General features: G+C 73.1%; 20 protein-coding genes. 6 read left to right on the top strand and 14 right to left on the bottom strand.

Going from position 1 to position 20,744, the window contains the following annotated elements:
* Window positions 1-214: 214 nt before the first annotated feature.
* The 5 genes from H508_RS0109970 to H508_RS0109950 all read right to left on the bottom strand — a co-directional run bounded on the left by H508_RS0109970 (window position 215) and on the right by H508_RS0109950 (window position 4,200).
* Window positions 215-706 (bottom strand): SRPBCC domain-containing protein, encoded by a 492-nt coding sequence (locus H508_RS0109970; RefSeq protein WP_026373952.1) that lies wholly within the window; start codon window positions 704-706, stop codon window positions 215-217.
* Entirely contained in the window at window positions 703-1,059 is a 357-nt protein-coding gene (locus H508_RS0109965) for an ArsR/SmtB family transcription factor (RefSeq protein ID WP_026373951.1), read from the bottom strand. Before H508_RS0109965 ends, H508_RS0109970 begins: the two co-directional genes overlap by 4 nt.
* A gap of 68 nt (window positions 1,060-1,127) precedes the next feature.
* The gene (locus H508_RS0109960) at window positions 1,128-2,288 is read right to left on the bottom strand and encodes a heparan-alpha-glucosaminide N-acetyltransferase domain-containing protein (protein WP_051223200.1); all 1,161 of its coding nucleotides are present in this window, start codon (window positions 2,286-2,288) and stop codon (window positions 1,128-1,130) included.
* A gap of 213 nt (window positions 2,289-2,501) precedes the next feature.
* Complete coding sequence (glpX, locus tag H508_RS0109955; protein WP_026373949.1) at window positions 2,502-3,488, bottom strand: class II fructose-bisphosphatase; 987 nt, start codon at window positions 3,486-3,488, stop codon at window positions 2,502-2,504.
* A 106-nt stretch (window positions 3,489-3,594) separates the two neighbouring features.
* Window positions 3,595-4,200: a DAK2 domain-containing protein gene (locus H508_RS0109950; RefSeq protein ID WP_026373948.1), complete on the bottom strand. Its 606-nt coding sequence runs from the start codon at window positions 4,198-4,200 to the stop codon at window positions 3,595-3,597.
* Between the two features lie 119 nt (window positions 4,201-4,319).
* On the opposite strand from H508_RS0109950, the gene fbaA reads away from it, so the two are divergent.
* Together fbaA and H508_RS0109940 are read left to right on the top strand one after the other, a co-directional pair.
* Complete coding sequence (gene fbaA / locus H508_RS0109945; protein WP_026373947.1) at window positions 4,320-5,345, top strand: class II fructose-bisphosphate aldolase; 1,026 nt, start codon at window positions 4,320-4,322, stop codon at window positions 5,343-5,345.
* A gap of 13 nt (window positions 5,346-5,358) precedes the next feature.
* Window positions 5,359-6,594, top strand: coding sequence for a glycosyltransferase (locus H508_RS0109940; RefSeq protein ID WP_026373946.1), 1,236 nt, complete (start codon window positions 5,359-5,361; stop codon window positions 6,592-6,594).
* 7 nt (window positions 6,595-6,601) lie between these two features.
* Here H508_RS0109940 and H508_RS0109935 read toward each other — a convergent pair whose 3' ends face one another.
* From H508_RS0109935 to H508_RS15725, 3 genes are read right to left on the bottom strand one after another with little or no spacing between them, the layout of a single operon-like run.
* Window positions 6,602-6,781 carry a hypothetical protein gene (locus tag H508_RS0109935; protein WP_026373945.1) on the bottom strand — a complete coding sequence of 60 codons (180 nt, stop codon included), beginning with the start codon at window positions 6,779-6,781 and terminating at the stop codon, window positions 6,602-6,604.
* A gap of 4 nt (window positions 6,782-6,785) precedes the next feature.
* Window positions 6,786-7,103 carry a hypothetical protein gene (locus H508_RS0109930; protein WP_026373944.1) on the bottom strand — a complete coding sequence of 106 codons (318 nt, stop codon included), beginning with the start codon at window positions 7,101-7,103 and terminating at the stop codon, window positions 6,786-6,788.
* Window positions 7,104-7,161: 58 nt separating this feature from the next.
* Window positions 7,162-8,184, bottom strand: coding sequence for a 4-hydroxy-3-methylbut-2-enyl diphosphate reductase (locus H508_RS15725; RefSeq protein ID WP_051223345.1), 1,023 nt, complete (start codon window positions 8,182-8,184; stop codon window positions 7,162-7,164).
* Between the two features lie 84 nt (window positions 8,185-8,268).
* Here H508_RS15725 and xseA point away from each other — a divergent pair, with 84 nt between their 5' ends.
* On the top strand, window positions 8,269-9,492 hold the full coding sequence (gene xseA / locus H508_RS0109920; protein WP_026373943.1) for an exodeoxyribonuclease VII large subunit: 1,224 nt from the start codon (window positions 8,269-8,271) through the stop codon (window positions 9,490-9,492).
* A gap of 46 nt (window positions 9,493-9,538) precedes the next feature.
* On the opposite strand, the gene H508_RS0109915 is transcribed toward xseA, so the two are convergent.
* On the bottom strand, window positions 9,539-10,810 hold the full coding sequence (locus H508_RS0109915; RefSeq protein WP_026373942.1) for an MFS transporter: 1,272 nt from the start codon (window positions 10,808-10,810) through the stop codon (window positions 9,539-9,541).
* Window positions 10,807-11,997, bottom strand: a complete 1,191-nt coding sequence (argE, locus tag H508_RS0109910) for an acetylornithine deacetylase (RefSeq protein WP_026373941.1) — start codon at window positions 11,995-11,997, stop codon at window positions 10,807-10,809. Before argE ends, H508_RS0109915 begins: the two co-directional genes overlap by 4 nt.
* A gap of 102 nt (window positions 11,998-12,099) precedes the next feature.
* Here argE and H508_RS0109905 point away from each other — a divergent pair, with 102 nt between their 5' ends.
* Genes H508_RS0109905 through H508_RS0109895 form a run of 3 tightly spaced genes read left to right on the top strand, consistent with a single transcriptional unit; the run spans window position 12,100 to window position 14,426 of the window.
* Window positions 12,100-12,336, top strand: coding sequence for an exodeoxyribonuclease VII small subunit (locus H508_RS0109905; protein WP_026373940.1), 237 nt, complete (start codon window positions 12,100-12,102; stop codon window positions 12,334-12,336).
* Window positions 12,333-12,974, top strand: a complete 642-nt coding sequence (locus H508_RS15720; RefSeq protein ID WP_035254709.1) for a DUF4245 family protein — start codon at window positions 12,333-12,335, stop codon at window positions 12,972-12,974. The genes H508_RS0109905 and H508_RS15720 overlap by 4 nt, the downstream gene beginning before the upstream one ends.
* A gap of 48 nt (window positions 12,975-13,022) precedes the next feature.
* Window positions 13,023-14,426: a class II fumarate hydratase gene (locus H508_RS0109895; RefSeq protein WP_026373939.1), complete on the top strand. Its 1,404-nt coding sequence runs from the start codon at window positions 13,023-13,025 to the stop codon at window positions 14,424-14,426.
* A 60-nt stretch (window positions 14,427-14,486) separates the two neighbouring features.
* Here H508_RS0109895 and H508_RS0109890 read toward each other — a convergent pair whose 3' ends face one another.
* Genes H508_RS0109890 through H508_RS0109875 form a run of 4 tightly spaced genes read right to left on the bottom strand, consistent with a single transcriptional unit; the run spans window position 14,487 to window position 20,713 of the window.
* Window positions 14,487-16,055 (bottom strand): zinc-binding metallopeptidase family protein, encoded by a 1,569-nt coding sequence (locus H508_RS0109890; protein WP_026373938.1) that lies wholly within the window; start codon window positions 16,053-16,055, stop codon window positions 14,487-14,489.
* Window positions 16,052-17,698 carry a thiamine pyrophosphate-binding protein gene (locus tag H508_RS15715; RefSeq protein ID WP_281168376.1) on the bottom strand — a complete coding sequence of 549 codons (1,647 nt, stop codon included), beginning with the start codon at window positions 17,696-17,698 and terminating at the stop codon, window positions 16,052-16,054. Before H508_RS15715 ends, H508_RS0109890 begins: the two co-directional genes overlap by 4 nt.
* Window positions 17,695-19,362 (bottom strand): amidohydrolase, encoded by a 1,668-nt coding sequence (locus H508_RS0109880; RefSeq protein WP_026373937.1) that lies wholly within the window; start codon window positions 19,360-19,362, stop codon window positions 17,695-17,697. The genes H508_RS15715 and H508_RS0109880 overlap by 4 nt, the downstream gene beginning before the upstream one ends.
* A 1-nt stretch (window position 19,363) precedes the next feature.
* Window positions 19,364-20,713: an MFS transporter gene (locus tag H508_RS0109875; protein ID WP_026373936.1), complete on the bottom strand. Its 1,350-nt coding sequence runs from the start codon at window positions 20,711-20,713 to the stop codon at window positions 19,364-19,366.
* Between the last annotated feature and the right edge of the window lie 31 nt (window positions 20,714-20,744).

The following is a 20,744-nucleotide window of genomic DNA, read 5'->3' as shown; positions in this document are numbered from 1 at the left end:
CTGCTCGACTGGCGAGACAGCACTCCCTCGTGCGGCTTCACGGTTCCAAACCTGACAGGTGGTTCAGGTTTCAGGTCTGAGCATGCAAGAGGCGCGCGCGCATGTCAAACCTGGGCCGCTTCCGTGATCGGATCGTGATGCAGGCGGGCGCTGCGGCCGGGCGCGCGGGAGCGGGCGGCGAACGGCTCCCGCCGTCGCCGCCCGCCCCGTGCCGTCAGCGCGCGCTGATGCTCGCGAAGTGCGGATCGAGGCGGTCGAAGCCCGCGTCGATCCCCTCGGCCATGCCGCTCGCGTAGGCGCCGTCACGGTGCTCCTTCGACGCATACGTGATGACCGTCCGCATCGTGGTCACGCCGTCGGCCTCCTCGAAGGTGACGACGTTGTGCGTCGGCGGCAGGTCCATCCCGCCCATGGCCGAGCCGCCCATCCGCTCGGTCGAGACGAGCCGTCGCGGCGGATCCGCCTCGAGCACCTCGCCCGCGATCTCGAGCTCTCCCGCGGCGTCGACCCACACCCAGCGGAACGAGCCGCCGGTGCGCATGTCCATCTCGCACACGGGGAACTCGGTCTCGGGGTCGGGGCCGAGCAGCCACGTGCGCACGATCTCCGGCTCGGTGTAGGCCCGCCACACCTCGGCGGCCGGGGCGCGGAAGTCGCGCTCGTAGGCGATCGAGGTGTCGTCGGGCATGGTGAATCGGGTCTTCATGGTGTCTCCTCATCGGTTCCCGACTGGAGGTGCGCCTCGAGGCGGTCGAGTCGGGCGTCGACCTGGACCTCGAACTGCGAGACGAAGACGGCAGCGCGGATGAGCGGCGCGAGCTCGATGATGCGATGGATGCGCTGCGCGTCGCGCTCGGCCCGGACGAGGCCTGCATCCTCGAGCACCTTGCAGTGCTTCGAGACGGCCGGCTGGCTCAGCCCGGCGAGCGCGGTGAGCTCGGTGACGGTCGCGGGCCCCGACCGCAGCCGCAGCAGGATGCGGCGGCGGGTGCGGTCGGAGAGCGCGGCGAAGATGCGGTCGAGCTGCTCGTCGTCGAGTCGCCCCTCCGGCATCTTCATCACCACCCAGTTCTATAACCAGTTGGCAATGTACGCGCGAGCGACGAGCGTGTCAAGGGCGGATGCGCTCACTCGCTCGACGCGGTCGCGGCGCGCTCGCGCGTGCCTGCGGCGCGCGTCGCCGCGGTGCCGACGAGCCGCTCGAGCGGGCCCCGGCTGCGCGTCACCGCGAGCACCGCACCGATCGCGATCGCGATCGCGAGCTGCGCTGCCCATGCGCCCCAGCCCGTCGCGAGGGCCGGGTCGGCGAGCGCGAGGGTCGAGAGCAGCACGACGTGCACGACGTAGATCGTGAGGGGTGCCGCGCCCGCCGCGCGGAGCGGCTCGAACGCGCGCAGCGCACGCGGCGGGAGCGAGGCGGCGAGCAGGCCGAGGAGGGCGATCGCGACGAGCCCGATGCCGATCGTGCGGGCCATGTCGGCGGGCGTGCCCGAGTGAGGGGCGGCGACGAGCTGCCACGCGGGCTCGGTGCCCTGCGCGGCGCCGTAGGCGTTCATGAGGATCGAGTCGCGCATCGCCTCGGCGGGCAGCTCGAGCACGGTCTCGGCGACGAGCCGCACGCCGAGCTCGCTCGCCGCGACAGCCGCCGCGATGAGCGCGGCACCGGCGACGCCGACGGTCGCGAGCGCCCGCCGCTCGCGGCCCCGCGCCCGCGCGGCGAGCAGCGCGCGGGCGAGGAGCATGCCGACGAGCAGGTAGGCGAGCCACGTCACGACCGGGTAGACGCCCGTGAGCACGACGTCGAGCGTCGCGGCGAGCAGCGCGTCGCCGGTGCCCGCAGGATCCTCGAGCGCCGCGGGCAGGCTCGCGCGCGCGGTCGCCACGAGCGAGCCGCCCGCCGCCCACAGCGCCGCCGCGAGCGCCGCGAGCGCCCACGACGGCAGCGTCACCAGCAGCCCCGCGAGCACGATCGAGACGCCGAAGGGCACGAGCACGACGAAGACCGCGGTCGCGAGCGGCGCGACGAGGATGCCGAGCAGCGCGACGACCGCGCCGCGCGCGAGGGTCGACCGCATCGCGCCCGCGCGGTCTCCCGCAGCGAGCCGCTGCCGCGAGGCGAGCACGACGCTCACGCCGCCGAGCACCGCGAAGAGCGTCGAGGGCGGCCCGTCGACGAGTGCGACGACGCCGGGCGCCGGCTCCTCCCACAGCACGGTGTGCGCCGCCATCATCCCCGCGACGGCCGTGAGCCGCGCGAGGTCGATGCCCACGAGTCGCGTGCCGGCCACGGCACCATCGTGCCGCACCCGCCTGCCCACCGGAACGCATCCGCCGTGCCGACGGGAGCGCATCGGCGCGGCCGCCGAGCGAGCGACTCGACCCGCTCTCGACGACCCGACCGCTTCCAGCAGCGACTCGACCCGCTCTCGCCCGCGCGACCCGCTGCAGCGGGTCGACTCGGCGAGAACCGGTCGGGTCGTCAGGCCTCGACCGTCAGGCGATCAGGCCTTCGACTCGAGCCACTTGTCGCTGCGGTGCTCGGCGATGACGCGGCGCGCCGTGCCGGTCTTCGAGCGCAGCACGAGCGACTCGGTGCGGATGAGCGGCCCCTTGCGGCGCACGCCGTCGAGCAGCTGCCCGTCGGTGACGCCCGTCGCGACGAAGTAGGTGTTGTCGCTCGCGACGAGGTCGTTCAGGCCGAGCACGCGATCGAGGTCGTGCCCCGCCGCGACGACCTTGCGGTGCTCCTCGTCGCTCTGCGGCGCGAGACGGCCCTCCATGAAGCCGCCGAGCGCCTTGATCGCGCACGCGGTGATGACGCCCTCGGGCGTGCCGCCGGCGCCGACGCACATGTCGATGCGGGTCTCCCAGCGCGCGGCGTTGATGCCGCCCGCGACGTCGCCGTCGCGCATGAGCCGCGTGCCGGCGCCTGCCGAGCGGATCTCGTCGATGAGCTGCGCGTGCCGCGGCCGGTCGAGGATCGCGACGACCATCTCGCCGACGTCCTTGCCCTTCGCGCGAGCGAGCTCGCGGATGTTGTCGCCGATCGACTGCTCGAGCGAGACGACGCCGTGCGCCTCGGGGCCCGCGACGAGCTTGTCCATGTAGAACGCGTCGACCGGGTCGTACATCGTGCCGCGGTCGGCGACCGCGATGACGCTCAGCGCGTTCTGCCGCCCGGCCGCGGTGAGCGACGTGCCGTCGATGGGGTCGACGGCGATGTCGCACGAGGGGCCGCGGCCGTTGCCGACGTGCTCGCCGTTGAACAGCATCGGCGCCTCGTCCTTCTCGCCCTCGCCGATCACGACGACGCCGTCGAAGGCGACGGTCGCGAGGAAGGTGCGCATCGCGTTGACCGCGGCGCCGTCGGCGGCGTTCTTGTCGCCGCGCCCGATCCACGGCACCGCGCGGATCGCCGCCGCCTCCGTGGCCCGCACGAGCTCCATCGCGAGGTTGCGGTCGGGGTGCTCGAAGACCGGTGCCGTCATCGAATCGGAGCTGGTCGCCACGGTGTCCTCCATCGGTTGGCCTTGCCCCCGAGCCTAGTGATGCGGATGCGTGGGCCATGCCATGCGGGCGCGGCCCGACCGCGCGTCACGCGTCGGCGTCGCCGCTCAGCTCGGCGATCGTCGCGGCGAGCGCCCCGAGGATGACCGCCGACGAGGTCGCGCCGGGGTCGGGGTAGCCGATGTCGGGATTGGATGCGTCGAAGCGCGCCTCGAGGGCGGCCGTCTCGAGCGCGGCCTCCTCGGCGATGTCCGCGGCGCGGGCGGCGGCGACGGTCACCGTCTCGCCGCGCAGGAGGTGGTCGCGCGCGTCGTCGAGCGCGGGCACGAGCGTGTCGACGACCGACTTGTCGCCGACGTTCGCATCGGTCATGGCGTGGAGCGCCTCGAGCGCGGCGTCGACCATCGCGACCGGGCCCTGCCGCTCGACGGATGCCGCGGCGCCGAGCACCGCGCCCCACAGCGGGTTGGAGAAGCCCGCGCCGGCGCGCCACGCCTCGGCGGCCGACGCGAGGGCGGCGCCCGCGGGGGCGCCGGCCGCGGCGTCGCGCGCGGCGGTCGCGCCCGCGAGCACGTGCTGGCCGTGGTTGCCGTCGCTCGCGACGGCGTCGAGACCGTCGAGGTCGTCGCTCGCCTCCGCGAGCGCCGCGACGATGCGGTCGAGCGCCGCGCGGACGATGTCGTCGTGCTGCATGCTGACCCTCCTCGAGCCGGGCGACTCACCCCCGGCGGTTGCCTGAAGCCTAGACTGAGACCGATCCCGCGATGCCGCGCCAGGCGGCTCGCGCCCACAGACGAGTCAGGAGCCGCACCATGCCCGTCGCAACGCCCGAGCAGTACGCCGAGATGCTCGACAAGGCGAAGTCGAACGCCTTCGCCTACCCCGCCATCAACGTCTCGTCCTCCTCCACGATCAACGCCGTGCTGCAGGGGCTGTCCGAGGCCGGCTCCGACGGCATCATCCAGGTCACGACGGGCGGCGCCGACTACTTCGCCGGCCAGAGCGTGAAGAACCGCGCGGGCGGCGCGATCGCGTTCGCGCGCTTCGTCACCGAGGTCGCGAAGGCCTACCCGATCACGGTCGCGCTCCACACCGACCACTGCCCGAAGGACGCGCTCGACGGCTTCGTCATGCCGCTGCTCGAGGCGAGCGAGGAGGAGGTCCGCGCGGGTCGCGCTCCCCTCTTCCAGTCGCACATGTGGGACGGCTCGGCCGTGCCGCTCGAGGAGAACCTCGAGATCGCCAAGCAGCTGCTGCCCCGCACCCAGGCGCTCGGCCAGGTGCTCGAGGTCGAGATCGGCGTCGTCGGCGGCGAGGAGGACGGCGTGAGCCACGAGATCAACGACCAGCTCTACACGACGCTCGACGACGCGATCGCGACGGTCGAGGCGCTCGGCCTCGGCGAGCAGGGCCGCTACATGGCGGCGCTCACGTTCGGCAACGTGCACGGCGTCTACAAGCCGGGCAACGTCAAGCTGCGCCCGGAGCTGCTCGGGCAGATCCAGCAGGGCCTCGCCGAGAAGTACGGGACGGGCGAGAAGCCGCTCGACCTCGTCTTCCACGGCGGCTCGGGCTCGAGCGACGAGGAGATCGCCGAGGCGGTGCGCAACGGCGTCGTGAAGATGAACATCGACACCGACACGCAGTACGCCTACACGCGCCAGGTCGCGCACAGCATGTTCTCGAACTACGACGGGGTGCTCAAGGTCGACGGCGACGTCGGCAACAAGAAGGTCTACGACCCCCGCTCGTGGGGCAAGGCCGCGGAGTCGGCGATGGCGCAGCGCGTCGTCGAGGCGACGCAGCAGCTCGGCTCGGCCGGCTGGTCGAGCAAGTAGCACCGGTGCGGGGATGCGCGCGCTGATCCTCGCCTACGGCACGCGCGGTGACGTGCAGCCGTATGCGGCGCTCGGCAAGGCACTGCGCGAGGCGGGGCACGAGGCGGTGCTCGCCGCCCCCTCCGCCCACGCAGACCTCGCCGCTCTCGCGGGCATCCGGCTCGAGCCCGCATTCGAGGGCATGCACGAGGCGATGCGCGCGCTCATGGCGTCCGAGTCGAGCCCGCTGCGGCACGCGCCCGCGATGCTCGACGCCACGCGCGCCTCGTTCGCCGACCAGTGGCGGATCGCGCGCGACGTCGCGCCCGACATCGTCGTGCACCACCCGAAGGCGCTCGGCGGCGACACCGTCGCCGAGCGCCTCGGGGTCCCCGGCGCGCTGTCGCTGCCGCTGCCCTGCTTCACGCCGACCGATGCCTTCCCGCTCCCGTTCCTCCCGACGCTCCCCGCTCGGCTCAACCGGCCGAGCTACCAGCTGCTCCGCACGACTGCGCTCGCCTACGGCGGCATGATCAACCGGTTCCGAGGCGAGCTCGGCCTGCCGCGCATCTCGCGCTGGTCGCGGATCCTCGCGCAACCCGACGGCGGGCCCCGGCACATCCTCTACCCCTACAGCCGGCACATCCTCCCCGTGCCCGCCGACTTCCCGCCCGAGGCGCACGTCACCGGCGCGTGGTTCCTCGGCCGGGATCCGGCATGGTCGCCGCGCGAGGAGCTCGCGAGCTTCGTCGAGCGGGAGCGCGACCGGCCGCTCGTGGCGATCGGCTTCGGAAGCATGCAGTTCGAGGGCGGCGATCGCAGGCGCAGCGACGCGGTGCTGCACGGCGTCGTCGCGGCGGGCGTGCGGGCCGTCGTGCTGCGTGGGTGGGGCGGGTTGGACCTCGAGGGCGACGACGACGTGCTCGTCGTCGACGGCGCGCCGCACGACTGGCTCTTCCCGCGCGTGGACGCGGTCGTGCACCACGGCGGCTCCGGCACGCTCGCGGCGGGCCTCCGCGCGGGGCGCCCGACGCTCGTCGTGCCGTTCCTCGGGGATCAGCCCTTCTGGGGCCGTCGCGTCGAACGGCTCGGCGTCGGGCCGGCGCCGCTGCCGCAGCGGCAGCTGACGCCGGAGTCGCTCCACGCGCGGCTGTCGATGCTCGTCGCCACCCCCTCCTACCGCGAGCGCGCGGCGGAGCTCGGCGAGCGCATCCGCGACGAGGACGGCACCGGCGAGGCCGTGCGCGTGCTCGAGCGCCTCGTCGGCTGACGCCGCGTCAGGGCGCGTTGCTCCCGCGCAGCCGGTTGCGGGTCTGGATCTCGGCGTTCGCCCGCGCGGCCGGGTCTGCGTCGTGGGCGCCGGGCAGCGCGTCGTCGCCGTAGGTGCGCACGCCGGAGCCGGTCAGTCCCTGCCAGAACCGCTTGAGCCGTGCCATGACGCCCCGCCGCTGTGCCATCGCCCTACTCCCAGTCGTCGTCGGTCGCGTCGATGATGCTGTCGGTGCCCTCGGGCATCGTCGTGTCGTCGACGCCGTTGTCGTCGGTGTCGACGCTGGCCTGCGAGCCGCCGTGCTCGTCGGGGATGTCGGCGGGGTCGTCGCCCTCCCACTCCTCGTCGCGCGACTCGGCGCCCTCGGGGGCATCGTCGTCGCCGATCTCGTCGAGCTCGTCGGTGGCGAGCACGCGGTCGTCGTCCGCCGGGTCGCCCATCGACTCGTCGAAGTCCTCGCCGTCAGCCATCTGCTCGGCCCACTGGTCGTCCTGCTGCACGTCTGCCATGCGGCGAGCGTATCCACGCACCCTGGACAGCGCCAGGACGCCTCAGCGCCAAGACGCCTCAGCGGCGACGGCTCGGCCGCAGCTCCTTCGGGAGCGAGAAGATGAGGTCCTCCTCGGCGGTGCGCACCTCGGTGACGTCGCCGAAGCCGGCGTCCTCGAGCTCCATGAGCACCTCGCGCACGAGCCCCTCGGGCACGCTCGCGCCGCTCGTGACGCCGATCGTCCCGACGCCCTCGAGCCACTCCTGCTGGATCTCGGTCGAGAAGTCGACGCGGTGCGCCGCCTTCGCGCCGTGCTCGAGCGCGACCTCGACGAGCCGCACCGAGTTGGAGGAGTTGGCACTGCCGACGACGATCACGAGGTCGGCCTCGGGCGCGATCTTCTTCACCGCGACCTGGCGGTTCTGCGTCGCGTAGCAGATGTCGTCGCTCGGCGGGTCCTGCAGGTTGGGGAAGCGCGCGCGCAGCCGCCGCACCGTCTCCATCGTCTCGTCGACCGAGAGCGTCGTCTGGCTGAGCCACACGAGCTTGTCGGGGTTCCGCACCTGCACGGTGTCGGCCTCGTCGGGGTTGTTGACGATCGTCACCCGGTCGGGCGCGTGGCCCGCGGTGCCCTCGACCTCCTCGTGGCCCTCGTGGCCGACGAGCAGGATCTCGAAGTCGTCGCGGCCGAACCGCACGGCCTCGCGGTGCACCTTGGTCACGAGCGGGCACGTCGCGTCGATCGCCGAGAGCCCGCGCTCCTCGGCGGCCCGCACGACGGCCGGGCTCACCCCGTGGGCGCTGAAGATGACGCGCGCGCCCTCGGGCACCGCATCCACCTCGTCGACGAAGATCGCGCCCTCCGCCTCGAGCGACGAGACGACGTGCTTGTTGTGCACGATCTCCTTGCGCACGTAGATGGGCTCGTCGTACTGCTCGAGCGCCTTCTCGACGGCGAGCACCGCGCGGTCGACGCCGGCGCAGTAGCCGCGCGGCGTGGCGAGCAGGATGCGCTTGGGCGCGTCGGTCGGGACGGCCTGCAGGCGACCCCGACGGAGCACCGGACGCGGGGCGTCGAGGGGCACTCTGCCGTTCGTGATGGTCACCGGTCCAGTCTACGATGCCGACCTATGGGCTGCCCCGGCCCCGGAGGTCTCGGTGGGGCGGCCCGCGAGAGGAGCGCGATGGCCGAGCGGATCACGGGCACGCCGGACGAGCCGTGGAGCGTCGACCGGCTCGGCGCGGAGCTCAAGGGCTACATCGGCCGGCTCGGCCACCTGTGGGTCGAGGGCGAGATCACCCAGTGGTCCGCGTCGCGCGGCAACGTCTTCGGCAAGCTCAAGGACGTCTCGGGCGACTCCACCGTCGCCTTCAACGTCTGGAGCTCGACGCTCGCGCGCATCGAGGGCGACTTCGGCCAGGGCGACCGCGTCGTGCTGCTCGTCAAGCCCGACTACTGGCCGCGCGCCGGCACGCTCTCGATGATCACGCAGCAGATCCGCCACGTCGGGCTCGGCGACCTGCTCGCGCGCCTCGAGGCGCTGCGCCGCTCGCTCGCCGCCGAGGGGCTCTTCGACGCGTCGCGCAAGCGGCCGCTCCCCTTCCTCCCGGGGCGCATCGGCCTCATCACGGGCCGCGACTCGGACGCCGAGAAGGACGTGCTGCGCAACGCCCAGCTGCGCTGGCCCGGCGTCGAGTTCCGCGTCGAGCACGCCGCGGTGCAGGGCGACCAGACGGTGCCGACCGTGCTCGCGGCGCTCGAGCGGCTCGAGGCCGACCCCGAGGTCGACGTCATCATCATCGCCCGCGGCGGCGGCGACTTCCAGAACCTGCTCGGCTTCAGCGACGAGCGGCTCGTCCGCGCCGTCGCGGCGGCGACGACGCCGATCGTCTCGGCGATCGGGCACGAGGCCGACCGGCCGCTGCTCGACGACGTCGCCGACCTGCGCGCGTCGACACCGACGGATGCGGCCAAGCGCGTCGTGCCGGACGTCGCGGAGGAGCTCGCCCGCATCGCGCAGGCGCGCGCCCAGCTGCGGCAGCGCGTCACCCAGCACGTCGCGCGGGAGACGGAGCGGCTCGAGGCGATCCGCTCGCGGCCGGCGCTCTCGCGCCCCGAGTCGATCGTCGATGCGCGCGAGGAGGACCTCGCGCGGCTCACGGCGCGCTCCGACGAGCTCGCCGCGAGGCTCGTCGACGTCGCGCACCAGCGCCTCGACCACCTCCGGCAGACGCTCCGGGCGCTCAGCCCGCAGGCCACGCTCGATCGCGGCTACGCGGTCGTGCAGACCGGGACGGGCTCGGTCGCGCGCGACGCGACCTCGCTCGCGGCGGGCGACGCGCTGCTCGTGACGCTCGCGCGCGGCACGCTCGACGCGGAGGTCCTGGCCGCCCACGCCGAGTCGTAGCCGGTGGTGCGGGCCGCCGACGCCGAGGCGTGCGCGGCCCGCGCCCTCACGAGAGCCGGTAGCGCTTCCGCACGAAGTACAGGCCGACGAGCGAGAGCACCGCGATCGCCATGTAGTACACGCTCGGCGTGTTGAGGTTGCCGGTGACCTCGAGCAGCCACGTCAGCACGAGCGGCGCGATGCCGCCGAGCACCGTGACGCCGACGTTGTAGGTGACCGAGAGCCCGGTGCCGCGCACCTCGGCGGGGAACATGTTCGAGAGCAGGCCCGGCAGAGGCGCGAAGTAGAACGTCATGATGATGCCGAGCAGGCCGATCGCGATGACGAGCCCCGCGACGCTGCGCAGGCTCACGATGATCTGGAAGATCGGCCACGCGAGCACGAGCGCGGCGACCGCCGCCCACGTCATGATCCGGGCGGGGCCGACCCGGTCGGCGAGCCGCCCGACGTAGGGCGAGCCGAAGATCGTGATCGTGCCCGCGACGACGCCGCCGAGGTACGCGGCGGTCGGCGGGATGTCGAGGTTCGTGACGGCGAACGTCGGCATGTACAGGATCATGTAGACCGAGATCGTCGCGACGCCGATGACCGCCGAGCCGGCGAGCAGCCGGCCCCAGTGCTCGCGCAGCAGCGAGCCGAGCGGCGACTTGCGGCGCTCCTGCACGCCGAGCTCCTCGGGCTCCGCGAGTCGGGCGCGGATGTAGAGGCCGACGGGGCCGATGAGCAGGCCGACGAAGAACGGCACGCGCCAGCCCCAGTCGTTGAGCGCCTCCTCCGAGAGCCCCGTGTTGAGCGCGAAGCCGAAGGCGGAGGCGAGCAGCATCGACGCTCCCTGCGCGGCGATCTGCCACGACGCGTAGAACATCTTCTTGTGCGGCGCCGTCTCGATGAGGAACGTCGTCGCGGTGCCGAACTCGCCGCCGGCCGAGAAGCCCTGGATGAGCCGCGAGAGCAGGATGATGACCCCGCCCCACACGCCGACCGCGGCGTAGGTCGGCGCGACGGCCATGAGCAGCGTGCCGACCATCATGAGCAGGAGCGTGAGGGTGAGCGCGTTCTTGCGGCCCTTGCGGTCGGCGTAGCTGCCGAGGATCATGCCGCCGAGCGGGCGGATGAGGTAGGTCGTCGCGAAGGTCGCGAACGTGTAGATGAGCCCGTACTCGCCCGCGTCGGGGAAGAAGTTCCGCGTGATGACGACCGCGAACGAGGCGTAGACGATGATGTCGAACCACTCGAGGGCGGCGCCGATCGAGCTCGAGATGACGGCCTTCCGCGCGGCGGCGAGCCGCTCGGGAGTGGCCTGGACGGTGGCGGTCATGCGGTCTCCTGCGTGCTGAGGGCGGCGATGAGCCGGTCGACGAACGCCTCGCAGCGCGCGATCTGCTCGAGCTCGATGAACTCGTCGGGCGCGTGCGCCTGGGCGATGTCGCCGGGGCCGCACACGACGGTGGGGATGCCGGCCTGGGCGAAGAGCCCGGCCTCGGTGCCGTAGGTGACCTTGTCGTCGCTCGGCTCGGCGCCCCACGCGGCGGCGAGCGCGACGATGTCGGCGTCGGCAGGCGTATCGACGCCCGGCGCGGCCGCGGTGGTCGTGAGCGTGACGCTCGCGCCGGGGTGGCGCTCGCGCATGCCCGCCTCGATGCGCCGGCACTCGGCGCGGAAGCGCTCGACGAGCGCCTCGTGGTCGACGGTCGTGAGCGCGCGGAACTCGAAGTGCACGGTGCACTCGGCGGGGATCGTGTTGATCGCGATGCCGCCGTCGATGCGGTTGACGCTCACGGTCGTGAACGGCACGACGTAGCCCTCGTCGAAGGGCCCCTCGGCGCGCAGCTCGTCGGCCACACCCTGCACGAAGCGCACGAGCTCGGCCGCCGCGACGATCGCGTTCTCGCCCTGCGGCGTGAGCGAGGAGTGCGCGGCGACGCCCCGCACGTCGACGCGGAAGACGTTCATCGACTTGTGGCCGCGCACGATGCGCATGCTCGTCGGCTCGCCCACGACGCAGCCGCGGGGCTCGAGCTTCCGCCGCTCGATCTCGGCCACGAGGTCGATCGCGCCGACGCAGCCGACCTCCTCGTCGTACGAGAGCGCGAGGTGGATGGGCTCGGCGAGCCGCGCGGCCGCCATCGCGGGCGCCTTCGCGAGCAGCACGCCGAGGAACGACTTCATGTCGGCGCTGCCGCGCGCGTAGAGCCGGCCGTCGCGCACCTCGGGCTCGAACGGCGCGCTCGACCACGCCTGGCCGTCGACCGGCACGACGTCGGTGTGGCCCGAGAGCACGATGCCGCCGCGCACGGAGCCGTCCGCGGCGGGGATCGTCGCGAGCAGGTTGGCCTTCGAGCCGTCGGGGCTCGGCACGAGCGTCGACTCGATGCCGAGCTCGCCGAGCAGCGCGACGACGTGGTCGATGAGCGGCAGGTTGGAGTCGCGGCTCGTGGTGTCGAAGCGGAGCAGCCGCTCGATCTCGGCCATGGTCTCGGCGGATGCGGAGGGCACGGTGAACACGTCCTGACGGTCGACGGAGGGGAGGAGTCGATCCTCGCACCTGTCCCCCGACGGTGCCTGCATGAGCGCTCGGCGTGGGCGGCCCGACGGTAGACTGGATGCGTGACCACCCCCGTGAGCGACGCCGTCGCAGAGCTGAGCTACGAGCAGGCCCGCGACGAGCTCGTGCGCGTCGTGCAGGCGCTCGAGTCGGGCGGGGCGTCGCTCGAGGAGTCGCTCGCGCTGTGGGAGCGCGGCAACGCGCTCGCCGAGCGCTGCGAGCAGTGGCTGCAGGGCGCGAAGGCGCGGCTCGACGCCGCGCGCGCGACCGCGCCCGCCGAGGGAGCCGCCGAGGCATGAGCCCCACGCAGCCACGGATCGTCGCCGAGCTCGGCCGCCCGGAGACGCCCGAGGAGACCGCGGCGCGCAAGGCGGCCGCGTCGAAGCGGCACCGCGAGAACCAGACCTTCTCGAACCTCATCGTCGCGATCGTCGCGTGCCTCGGCGTCGTGCTCGTGATGGTGCTCGTCGTGCTGCGTCCCTCGCCGCCGCCGCGCGAGCCGATCGACGTCGCCGCGGCCGCCGCCTCCGCGGAGCCGACCGTCGGCGCATCGCTCATCGCGCCCGAGCTCCCGGAGGGCTTCGACTCGAACGCGGCCGAGATCCGCGTGGGTGCCGACGGCGTCACGACGTGGTATGCGGGCTACGTGACGCCCGCCGAGCAGTTCGTCTCCTTCACGCAAGCGCTCGACGCCAACCCGACGTGGCTGCTCGCCGCGACCGACGGCGCCGTCGCCGTCCAGACGGGCGAGCGCACGGTCGGCGGTCTCACGTGGACCGAGCACGACCAGCGCGATGCCGAGGACCCCGGGAACTTCGCGTTCGTGCTCACGACCGAGCACGACGCATCCACCGTCGTCATCGCCGGCACGGCCGCCGATGACGAGATCCAGGCGTTCGCCGAGGCCGTCAGCGCAGCGCTCACGGCCGGCGAGTGACGCGAGAACCGAGCCCGCGAGGGCAGCACGAGTGAGAGGCACAGCGCAGTGAACGACGTCGAGTACCGGATCGAGCACGACACGATGGGCGAGGTGCGGGTGCCGAAGCACGCGCTCTACGCCGCGCAGACGCAGCGCGCCGTCGAGAACTTCCCCATCTCGGGCTCGGGCCTCGAGCCCGCGCAGATCGTCGCGCTCGCGCGCATCAAGCGCGCCGCCGCGATCGCGAACCGCGACCTCGGGATCCTCGAGGCGTCGATCGCCGACGCGATCGTCGCCGCGGCCGACGAGGTCATCGGCGGTGCGCACCACGACCAGTTCCCGGTCGACACGTACCAGACGGGCTCCGGCACCTCCTCGAACATGAACATGAACGAGGTGCTCGCGACCCTTGCCTCGAAGCACCGCGGCGAGCCCGTGCACCCGAACGACCACGTCAACGCGTCGCAGTCATCGAACGACGTCTTCCCCACCTCGGTGCACATCGCCGTCACCGGCGCGCTCGTCGAGCAGGCGATCCCGGCGCTCGCGCACCTCGCCGAGGCGCTCGAGGAGAAGGCGGCGCTGTGGGCCGACGCCGTCAAGCCCGGCCGCACGCACCTCATGGACGCGACGCCCGTCACGCTCGGTCAGGAGTTCGGCGGCTACGCGGCGCAGATCCGCTACGGCATCGAGCGCATCGAGGCGGCGCTCCCCCGCGTCGCCGAGGTGCCGCAGGGCGGCACGGCCGTCGGCACGGGCATCAACACGCCGCTCGGCTTCCCCGAGAAGGTCATCGCCGAGATCGCTGCGTCGAGCGGGCTGCCGATCACCGAGGCGCGCAACCACTTCGAGGCGCAGGCGAACCGCGACGCGCTCGTGGAGGCATCCGGCGCGCTCCGCACGATCGCGGTGTCGCTCACGAAGATCAACAACGACCTGCGGTGGATGGGCTCGGGCCCCAACACGGGCCTCGGGGAGATCGCGATCCCCGACCTGCAGCCGGGCTCGTCGATCATGCCGGGCAAGGTCAACCCCGTCGTGCCGGAGGCCGTGCTCATGGTCGCCTCGCGCGTGATCGGCAACGACGCGACGATCGCGTGGGCGGGCGCTTCGGGCTCGTTCGAGCTCAACGTGCAGATCCCGGTGATGGGCACGGCGCTGCTCGAGTCGATCCGGCTGCTCTCGAACGCGTCGCGCGTGCTCGCCGACAAGACGATCGCGGGCCTCGAGGCCAACGTCGAGCGCGCCGCCGCGCTCGCGGGCATGAGCCCCTCGATCGTCACGCCGCTCAACCGCCTCATCGGCTACGAGGCCGCGGCGAAGATCGCGAAGCACTCGGTCAAGGAGGGCATCACGGTGCGCGAGGCGGTCATCGACCTCGGCTACGTCGAGCGCGGCGAGCTCACCGAGGCCGACCTCGACAAGGCGCTCGACCTGCTCTCGATGACGCACCCGGGCGTTGCCAAGTAAGCAGCCCCGAGACGAATGAGGGGCACCCGCCGCGGCGGGTGCCCCTCTCTCGTACCGGTTTCACCAGCGACGGTCGTCGCCGGCGCCCGCGTAGTCGGGCCAGGGGAGGTCGATCGGCGGCTCGAAGTCGGCGGGCAGGAGCGCAGGGATCGGCTTGGCCGCGACGCGCTCCTCGAACTCCGCCTTCGCCGCCGCGAGCAGCTCGGGCCGCGTGAGCAGGTCGAGGAAGGTGCCGGCGACCGTCTTGCCGGCCGTCACGATCGTCGGCGCGATCGTCGCGGGGATGCCGCCGAGCGCGTTCATGACCCACGCGGGGTAGGGCCCGACACCCTCGACCGGCTGCAGCGCGGGCCGGGAGACGTAGAAGCGCACGAGCGGCGCGTAGTGCGACATCTCGACGTAGTCGTCGCTCGTCCAGTTGCGCTGCCACGCCGGCATGTGCTCGCGGAGCAGCCGCTCCGCCTCCTGCGGCGCGATGAGCCGCTCGGTCTCGGCGAGGAACGGCCGCTCGCTCGGCTCGAGGCCGAGGCTCCGCTGGATCTCCTGCGCGACCTCGATCGCCTCGGCGCCGTAGCTCGGCGCGCCGACCTCCTCGAGGTTGGCGTAGAGCACCTCGGCCATCGCGTGGTTCGTGCGGCCCGGGCGGCTGCGCGCGACCCAGCGCTCCTCGACCTCGCAGTGGCCCATCATCGCCGCGGCCTGCGCGTTGCGGTCGAGCACGGCGAGGATGTGCTCGGCCATCTCGATGTCGGGCGTGCGCCACGAGAACTGGATGCGCGCGACGCGCTGCGGCAGGTTGTCGGCGGTCGCCTGGCCGTCGGTGAGGATCGCGTCGGAGAAGCTCCAGCCGCCCGTCGCGGGCAGCATCGAGTCGAGCATCGTGCGCGAGGCGGTGTACATCTGCATGAGCGCGACGTTCGCGCCCGGCGCCCGCGCGGCGGAGTGCGACGCGGGGATGGGCGAGTTCGGGTCGGCGCTCGAGCGCTGCCACGACTCGGGGTGGTCGCACACGAAGGAGTACACCTTCGAGTAGTAGGCGCCGCACTGCGTGTCCCAGCGGGCGGTGTTGCACAGCGGCAGCATGTAGAAGGGGTGGAACGAGACGATCGCGTCGGCGTCGTCGTAGTAGCCGCGGAGGCCGTGCACGACCTTCGAGCCGTGCATCTTCTCGGCCGGCTCGCCCGTGTAGTGGAGCGTGCCGCCGATGCCGTGCTGCTGCATCGCGTGCTTCGTCGCCAGCACGCCGGCGAGCGTCGAGATGCCGAGCGCCGAGTGCGGGTCGGTGTGGCCGGGCGCGAACCGCGACAGGCCCTCGCGCGGCTCCTCGCTCGTCGAGGCCGCCTGGCTGTTGCCGGGCACGGCGTCGTACTCGGCGTAGGTGAGGAGGGTCGGGCCCTCGCCGTTCGACCAGCGGGCGCTGAAGGCGGTCGGCATGCCGGCCGAGCCGTCCTCGACCTCGAAGCCCTCGCCGCGGAGCAGCTCGACGTACCAGCGCTGCGAGCGGTACTCGCGCCACGCGGGCTCCGCGAGCTCCCAGATGCGGGTGTGCCACTCGGTGAGCTGCTCGAGGTGCTCGTCGATCCAGGCCTGCGCGGTCGCCTTCGCCTCGGCGGTGAGCTGCGTCGTCATTCCTTCTCCCCTGCTCCTCCGGCCTCGCGCGGCCGGGCGTCGAACGTCGCCTGCTCGATGTGGATGAGCTGCAGCCCGCCCGCGGCGACGGCCGCGTCGACGGCCTCGGCGAGCCCCTCGGCGTCGGTGACCCGACGGCCCGAGCCGCCGAACGCATCCGCGAGCCTCGCCCAGTCGGGCTGCGCGAGGTCGACGCCGACGGGCGCGATCCCCGCGTCGAGCTCGTTCTGCTTGATCTCTGCGTAGCCGCCGTTGTCGACCACGATGACCGTGACGTCGAGCCGCTGCTCGACGATCGTCATGAGCTCCTGCACCGAGAACATGAGCGCGCCGTCGCCGACGACCGCGAAGGTCGGCCGCTCGGGGCTCGCGACGCGGGCGCCGAGCGCGGCGGGGAGGCCGTAGCCGAGCGTCGCGTAGGTCGCCATGTAGAGCGCGGTGCCGGGCTCGCTCGCGCGCAGCGCGTTGACGAGGCCCCAGTAGGCGATCTGCGAGGAGTCGGTCGCGACGATCGCGTCGGCCGGGAGCGCCGCGGCGATCGCCTCGGCGATCGCGGTGTTCTCGGCCGAGAGCTCGAACGACTCGGCCCGCACGCGCTCGAGCGTCGCCGCGACCTCCGCGGCGGCGTCGCGCGGCTCGCCCTCGCCGAGCTCCGCAACGAGGGCCGCGAGCACGGCGCGCGCGTCGCCGACGATGCCGATCTCGGCCTCCTGGTTGCGCTGCAGCTGCGACTCGAGCACATCGACGCGGATGACGCGGCCGCGGGCCTCGAGGCGGTCGACCCACAGCTCCGCCTCGCCGAGCTTCGAGCCGACGACGAGCAGCACGTCGGCGCCCTGCGCCCGCTCGCGCGCCGCGGCGAGGCGGAGGTTCGCACCGAGCGAGAGCGGGTGGCGCTCGTCGAGCATGCCCTTCCCGTTGAGCGTCGTGACGACCGGGGCGCCGAGCCGCTCGGCGAGGGCGCGCAGCTCGTCGCGCGCGCCGCGCGAGCCGCCGCCCGCGAGGATGACGGGGGCGGCCGCGTCGCACAGCAGCGCGGCGGCCGCTGCGACGAGGCCCGCGTCGATCGCGGGTCGGGGCGCGGGCTCGCGCGGTGCGAGCGCGTCGTCCGGCAGGCCCGCCTCCTCGGCGAGCAGGTCGAGCGGCAGCTCGAGGTAGACGGGCCGCGGCCGGCCGGTCGCGAAGCGGGCGAAGGCGTCGTGCACCGCGTCGACGGCCTCCGCCGCCGACTGTGCGCGGACGGCGCGCTCGACGATCGCGCTCGCGGCGCCGAGCTGGTCCTTCGTCTCGTGCAGCGTGCCGGCGTCGGCGAACTCGCGGCCGCGCTCGGGGCCCGGCGCGATGAGGATCATCGGCCGCGACTCGGCGAACGCCGTACCGGCGGCCGAGAGCGCGTTCAGGAGGCCCGGGCCGCTCGTCGTGACGACGACGCCGGGCAGCCCCGTGCGCTGCGACCAGCCGTCGGCGGCATAGCCCGCGCCCTGCTCGTGCCGGGTCGTGACGGGACGGATGCCGAGCTCGGCGAACGGGCGGTAGAGCTCGAGGTTGTGCGTGCCGGGGATGCCGAAGACGGTGTCGACCCCGTAGGCGCGCAGCGTCGCCATGACGGCCCCGCCGACCGTGGTCGCGGCGCTCGTGGTCACGGCTGCTCCGTCGAGTACCGCGCCGAGCCGTCGACCCAGGTCTCGAGCACGCGGATCGCCGCGAGCTCCTCCCCCGGCACCGCGAGCGGGTCGGCGGAGAGCACCGCGAAGTCGGCGCGCTTGCCGACCGCGAGCGAGCCGAGCTCGTGCTCCCGCCCGATCGAGACGGCGCCCTCGAGCGTGTGGGCGCGCAGCGCCGTCGCCGCGTCGATCCGCAGCGCGTCGGGGCCGAGCTTCGTGCCGCGTCGGGTGACGCGCGTGACGGCGGCCTGCATCGCCTCGAGCGGGCGCGGCTCGGCGACGGGCGCGTCGGAGGAGATCGTCACCGGCACCCCCGCGGCGACGAACTCGCCGAGCGGGTTGAAGCGCTCGCCGGGCGTGCCGATCGCCTGCTCGACGCCCTCGCCCCAGTTGTAGTGGTGCTGCGGCTGGTTCACGGGCCGGATGCCGAGGGCGGCCATGCGGGCGATGTCGCCCTCGGTGGGCAGACCGCAGTGCTCGATGCGGTGGCGCGCGTCGGCGTCGGGCCGCTCGGCGAGCGCGACTTCGAGCGCGTCGACGACCATCGCGATCGCGGTCGGCGACTGCGCGTGCGTCGCGGTCTGCAGTCCCGCGGCGTGCGCGCGCTGCACGAGCCCGGCGTACTCCTCCGGCTCGTGGTAGAGCTGGCCCGTGCGGCACGGGTCGCCGACGTAGCCCTCCGGGAAGTAGGCCGTCCAGCCGCCGAGCGTGCCGTCGGCGTAGAGCTTGATGCCCGTCGCCGAGAGGAAGGCGTTGCCGAACGGGCCGGTGATGCCGAGCTCGATCACCTGGTCGAGCAGGTGCGAGAGGAAGTACATCGAGACGCGCATCGAGAGCGCACCGCGATCGGCCATCTCGAGGTAGGCGGCGAGCTCGCGCTTCGACACCTGCGCGTCGCCGATCGCGGTGACGCCGCCGGCGAGGAACTCGCGCTGCACGAGGTCGAGCTGCCGCTGGTGCTCCGAGGGCTCGTCGGCGAGGTGGAAGTTCGGGCCGTGGTGCCCGATCTTCACGCCGTGGAGGCCCGTGAGGACGTTGCACGCCGCATCCGAGAGCTCCCCCGTGAGCTCGCCCGACGCATCCCGGAAGAACTCGCCGCCCTCGGGGTTCGGCGTGTCGCGCGTGACGCCGTAGCGCTCGAGCGTGAAGGAGTTCACGACGCCGCCGTGGCCGGAGGCGTTCATGATGTAGACCTCGCGGTCGCGGGCGACCTCATCGAGCTCGTGCCGCGTGGGGTGGCGGCGCTCGGCGAGGTTGCGCTGCTCGTAGCCGTAGCCGCGGATCGGCACGCCGGCCGGCAGCCGCTTCGCGCCCTCGCGCAGCAGCTCGACGATCTCGGGGATCGAGCCGGCCTTCGCGGGCGACGCGTCGATCCAGGTGAGCAGCTGGCCGTACATGAGCGGATGCGCGTGGGCGTCGATGAAGCCCGGCACGATGGTGGTCCCCGGCCGGTCGACGCGCTCGGCGTCCATGCCCGCGGCGGCCGCCTCGACCTCGGCGACCTCGCCGATCGCGAGGATCCGGCCGCCGGCCGTGAGCATCGCGCGCGCCTCGGGCTGCGCGTCGTCGACCGTCAGGATGCGGTCGGCGGTGATGATCGTCGGGCGCGAGTCCCGGTCGTCGAAGGTCGCGAGGCGGCGCACGTCACTGCTCCCTGGGGTTGCGGATGGCGGTGGTGTCGAGCCGGGGCTCGAACGACTTGGTCACGGGCGCCTCGTCGGAGTGCTGCGGCGCGAGCGCGGTCGAGACCCACGCGACGAGGCCGAGGAAGGCGTACAGCCCGATGACCGTCCAGATGTTGCCGGTCGCGGCGAAGAGCGCGGCGGCGACGACGGGCGACAGGCCGCCCCACACCGCGGCGCCGACGCCGTAGGAGAGCGACATCGAGGTGTAGCGCGACTGCGGGCGGAACATCTGCGACATGAGCGCCGACAGCGGTGCCCACGTGCCGCTCATCGTCAGGCGGATGGCCGAGACGAGCACGTAGATGAGCGCGACCTCGTGCGCGCCGATCGCGAGGATGAGCGGCACGATGAGCAGCACCGAGAGGCCGATGCCGAGGTACATGAGGCGCTTGCGGCCGAACTTGTCGCCGAGGTAGGCGAGCGGCAGCGTCACGAGCGCCTCGACGAACGACGCGACCGTCATGGCGCCGAGGATGATCTCGGCGTCGAGGCCGACGTCGGGCGAGGTCGCGTAGCTCTGCACGTACGTCGTCGCGAGGTAGTAGCCGCCCGAGGCGATGCCCACCATGCCGAAGCCGAGCAGCATCGGGTACCAGTTGTTCTTGAGGGCGAAGACGAGCGGCGTCGACTGCTGGCGCTCCTGCACCTTCTCCTCGAACACGGGCGTCTCCTCGACGCGCCAGCGCACCCAGAGGCCCACGCCGATGAGCACGATGCTCGCGAGGAACGGCACGCGCCAGCCCCACGTCATGAGCACGTCGTCGCCCATCGCGGCGAGGATCCAGAACGCGCCGGTCGCGAGCAGCGCGCCGAGCGGGTTGCCGATCTGCGTGAAGCCGCCGTAGAAGGTCTTCCACTTCGGCGGGGCGCTCTCGACCGACATGAGGCTCGCGCCCCCCCACTCGCCGCCGACCGCGAGGCCCTGGCAGATGCGCAGCGCGATGAGCAGGATGGGCGCGGCGATGCCGATCGTGTTGTAGTCGGGCACGAGGCCGACGAGCACGGTCGCGATGCCCATGAGCAGCAGCGTGATCGTGAGCGCCGGCTTGCGGCCGAGGCGGTCGCCGACGTGGCCGAAGATGATGCCGCCGAGCGGGCGGGCGAAGAACGCGACGGCGTAGGTCGCGAAGGATGCGAGCGTCCCCATCGCGGGGTCGGCGTCGGGGAAGAAGACGGTCGGGAACACGATCGCGGCGGCGGTCGCGTAGACGTAGAAGTCGTACCACTCGATCGTGGTGCCGACGGCGGCGGCGGTGCCGGACTTCAGCGCGCGACGGTGCGTGTTTGGGTGCGCGGCGGCGGTGGTCATGAGAGCTCCCTCGCTCAGTGGATGCGCCAGC

Origin of the sequence: Agrococcus lahaulensis DSM 17612 (genome assembly GCF_000425105.1) — a bacterium.
GTDB classification, from domain to species: domain Bacteria; phylum Actinomycetota; class Actinomycetes; order Actinomycetales; family Microbacteriaceae; genus Agrococcus; species Agrococcus lahaulensis.
The sequence above is the reverse complement of the archived record's forward strand: the minus strand, read 5'-3'. Positions and strand labels throughout refer to the sequence as shown.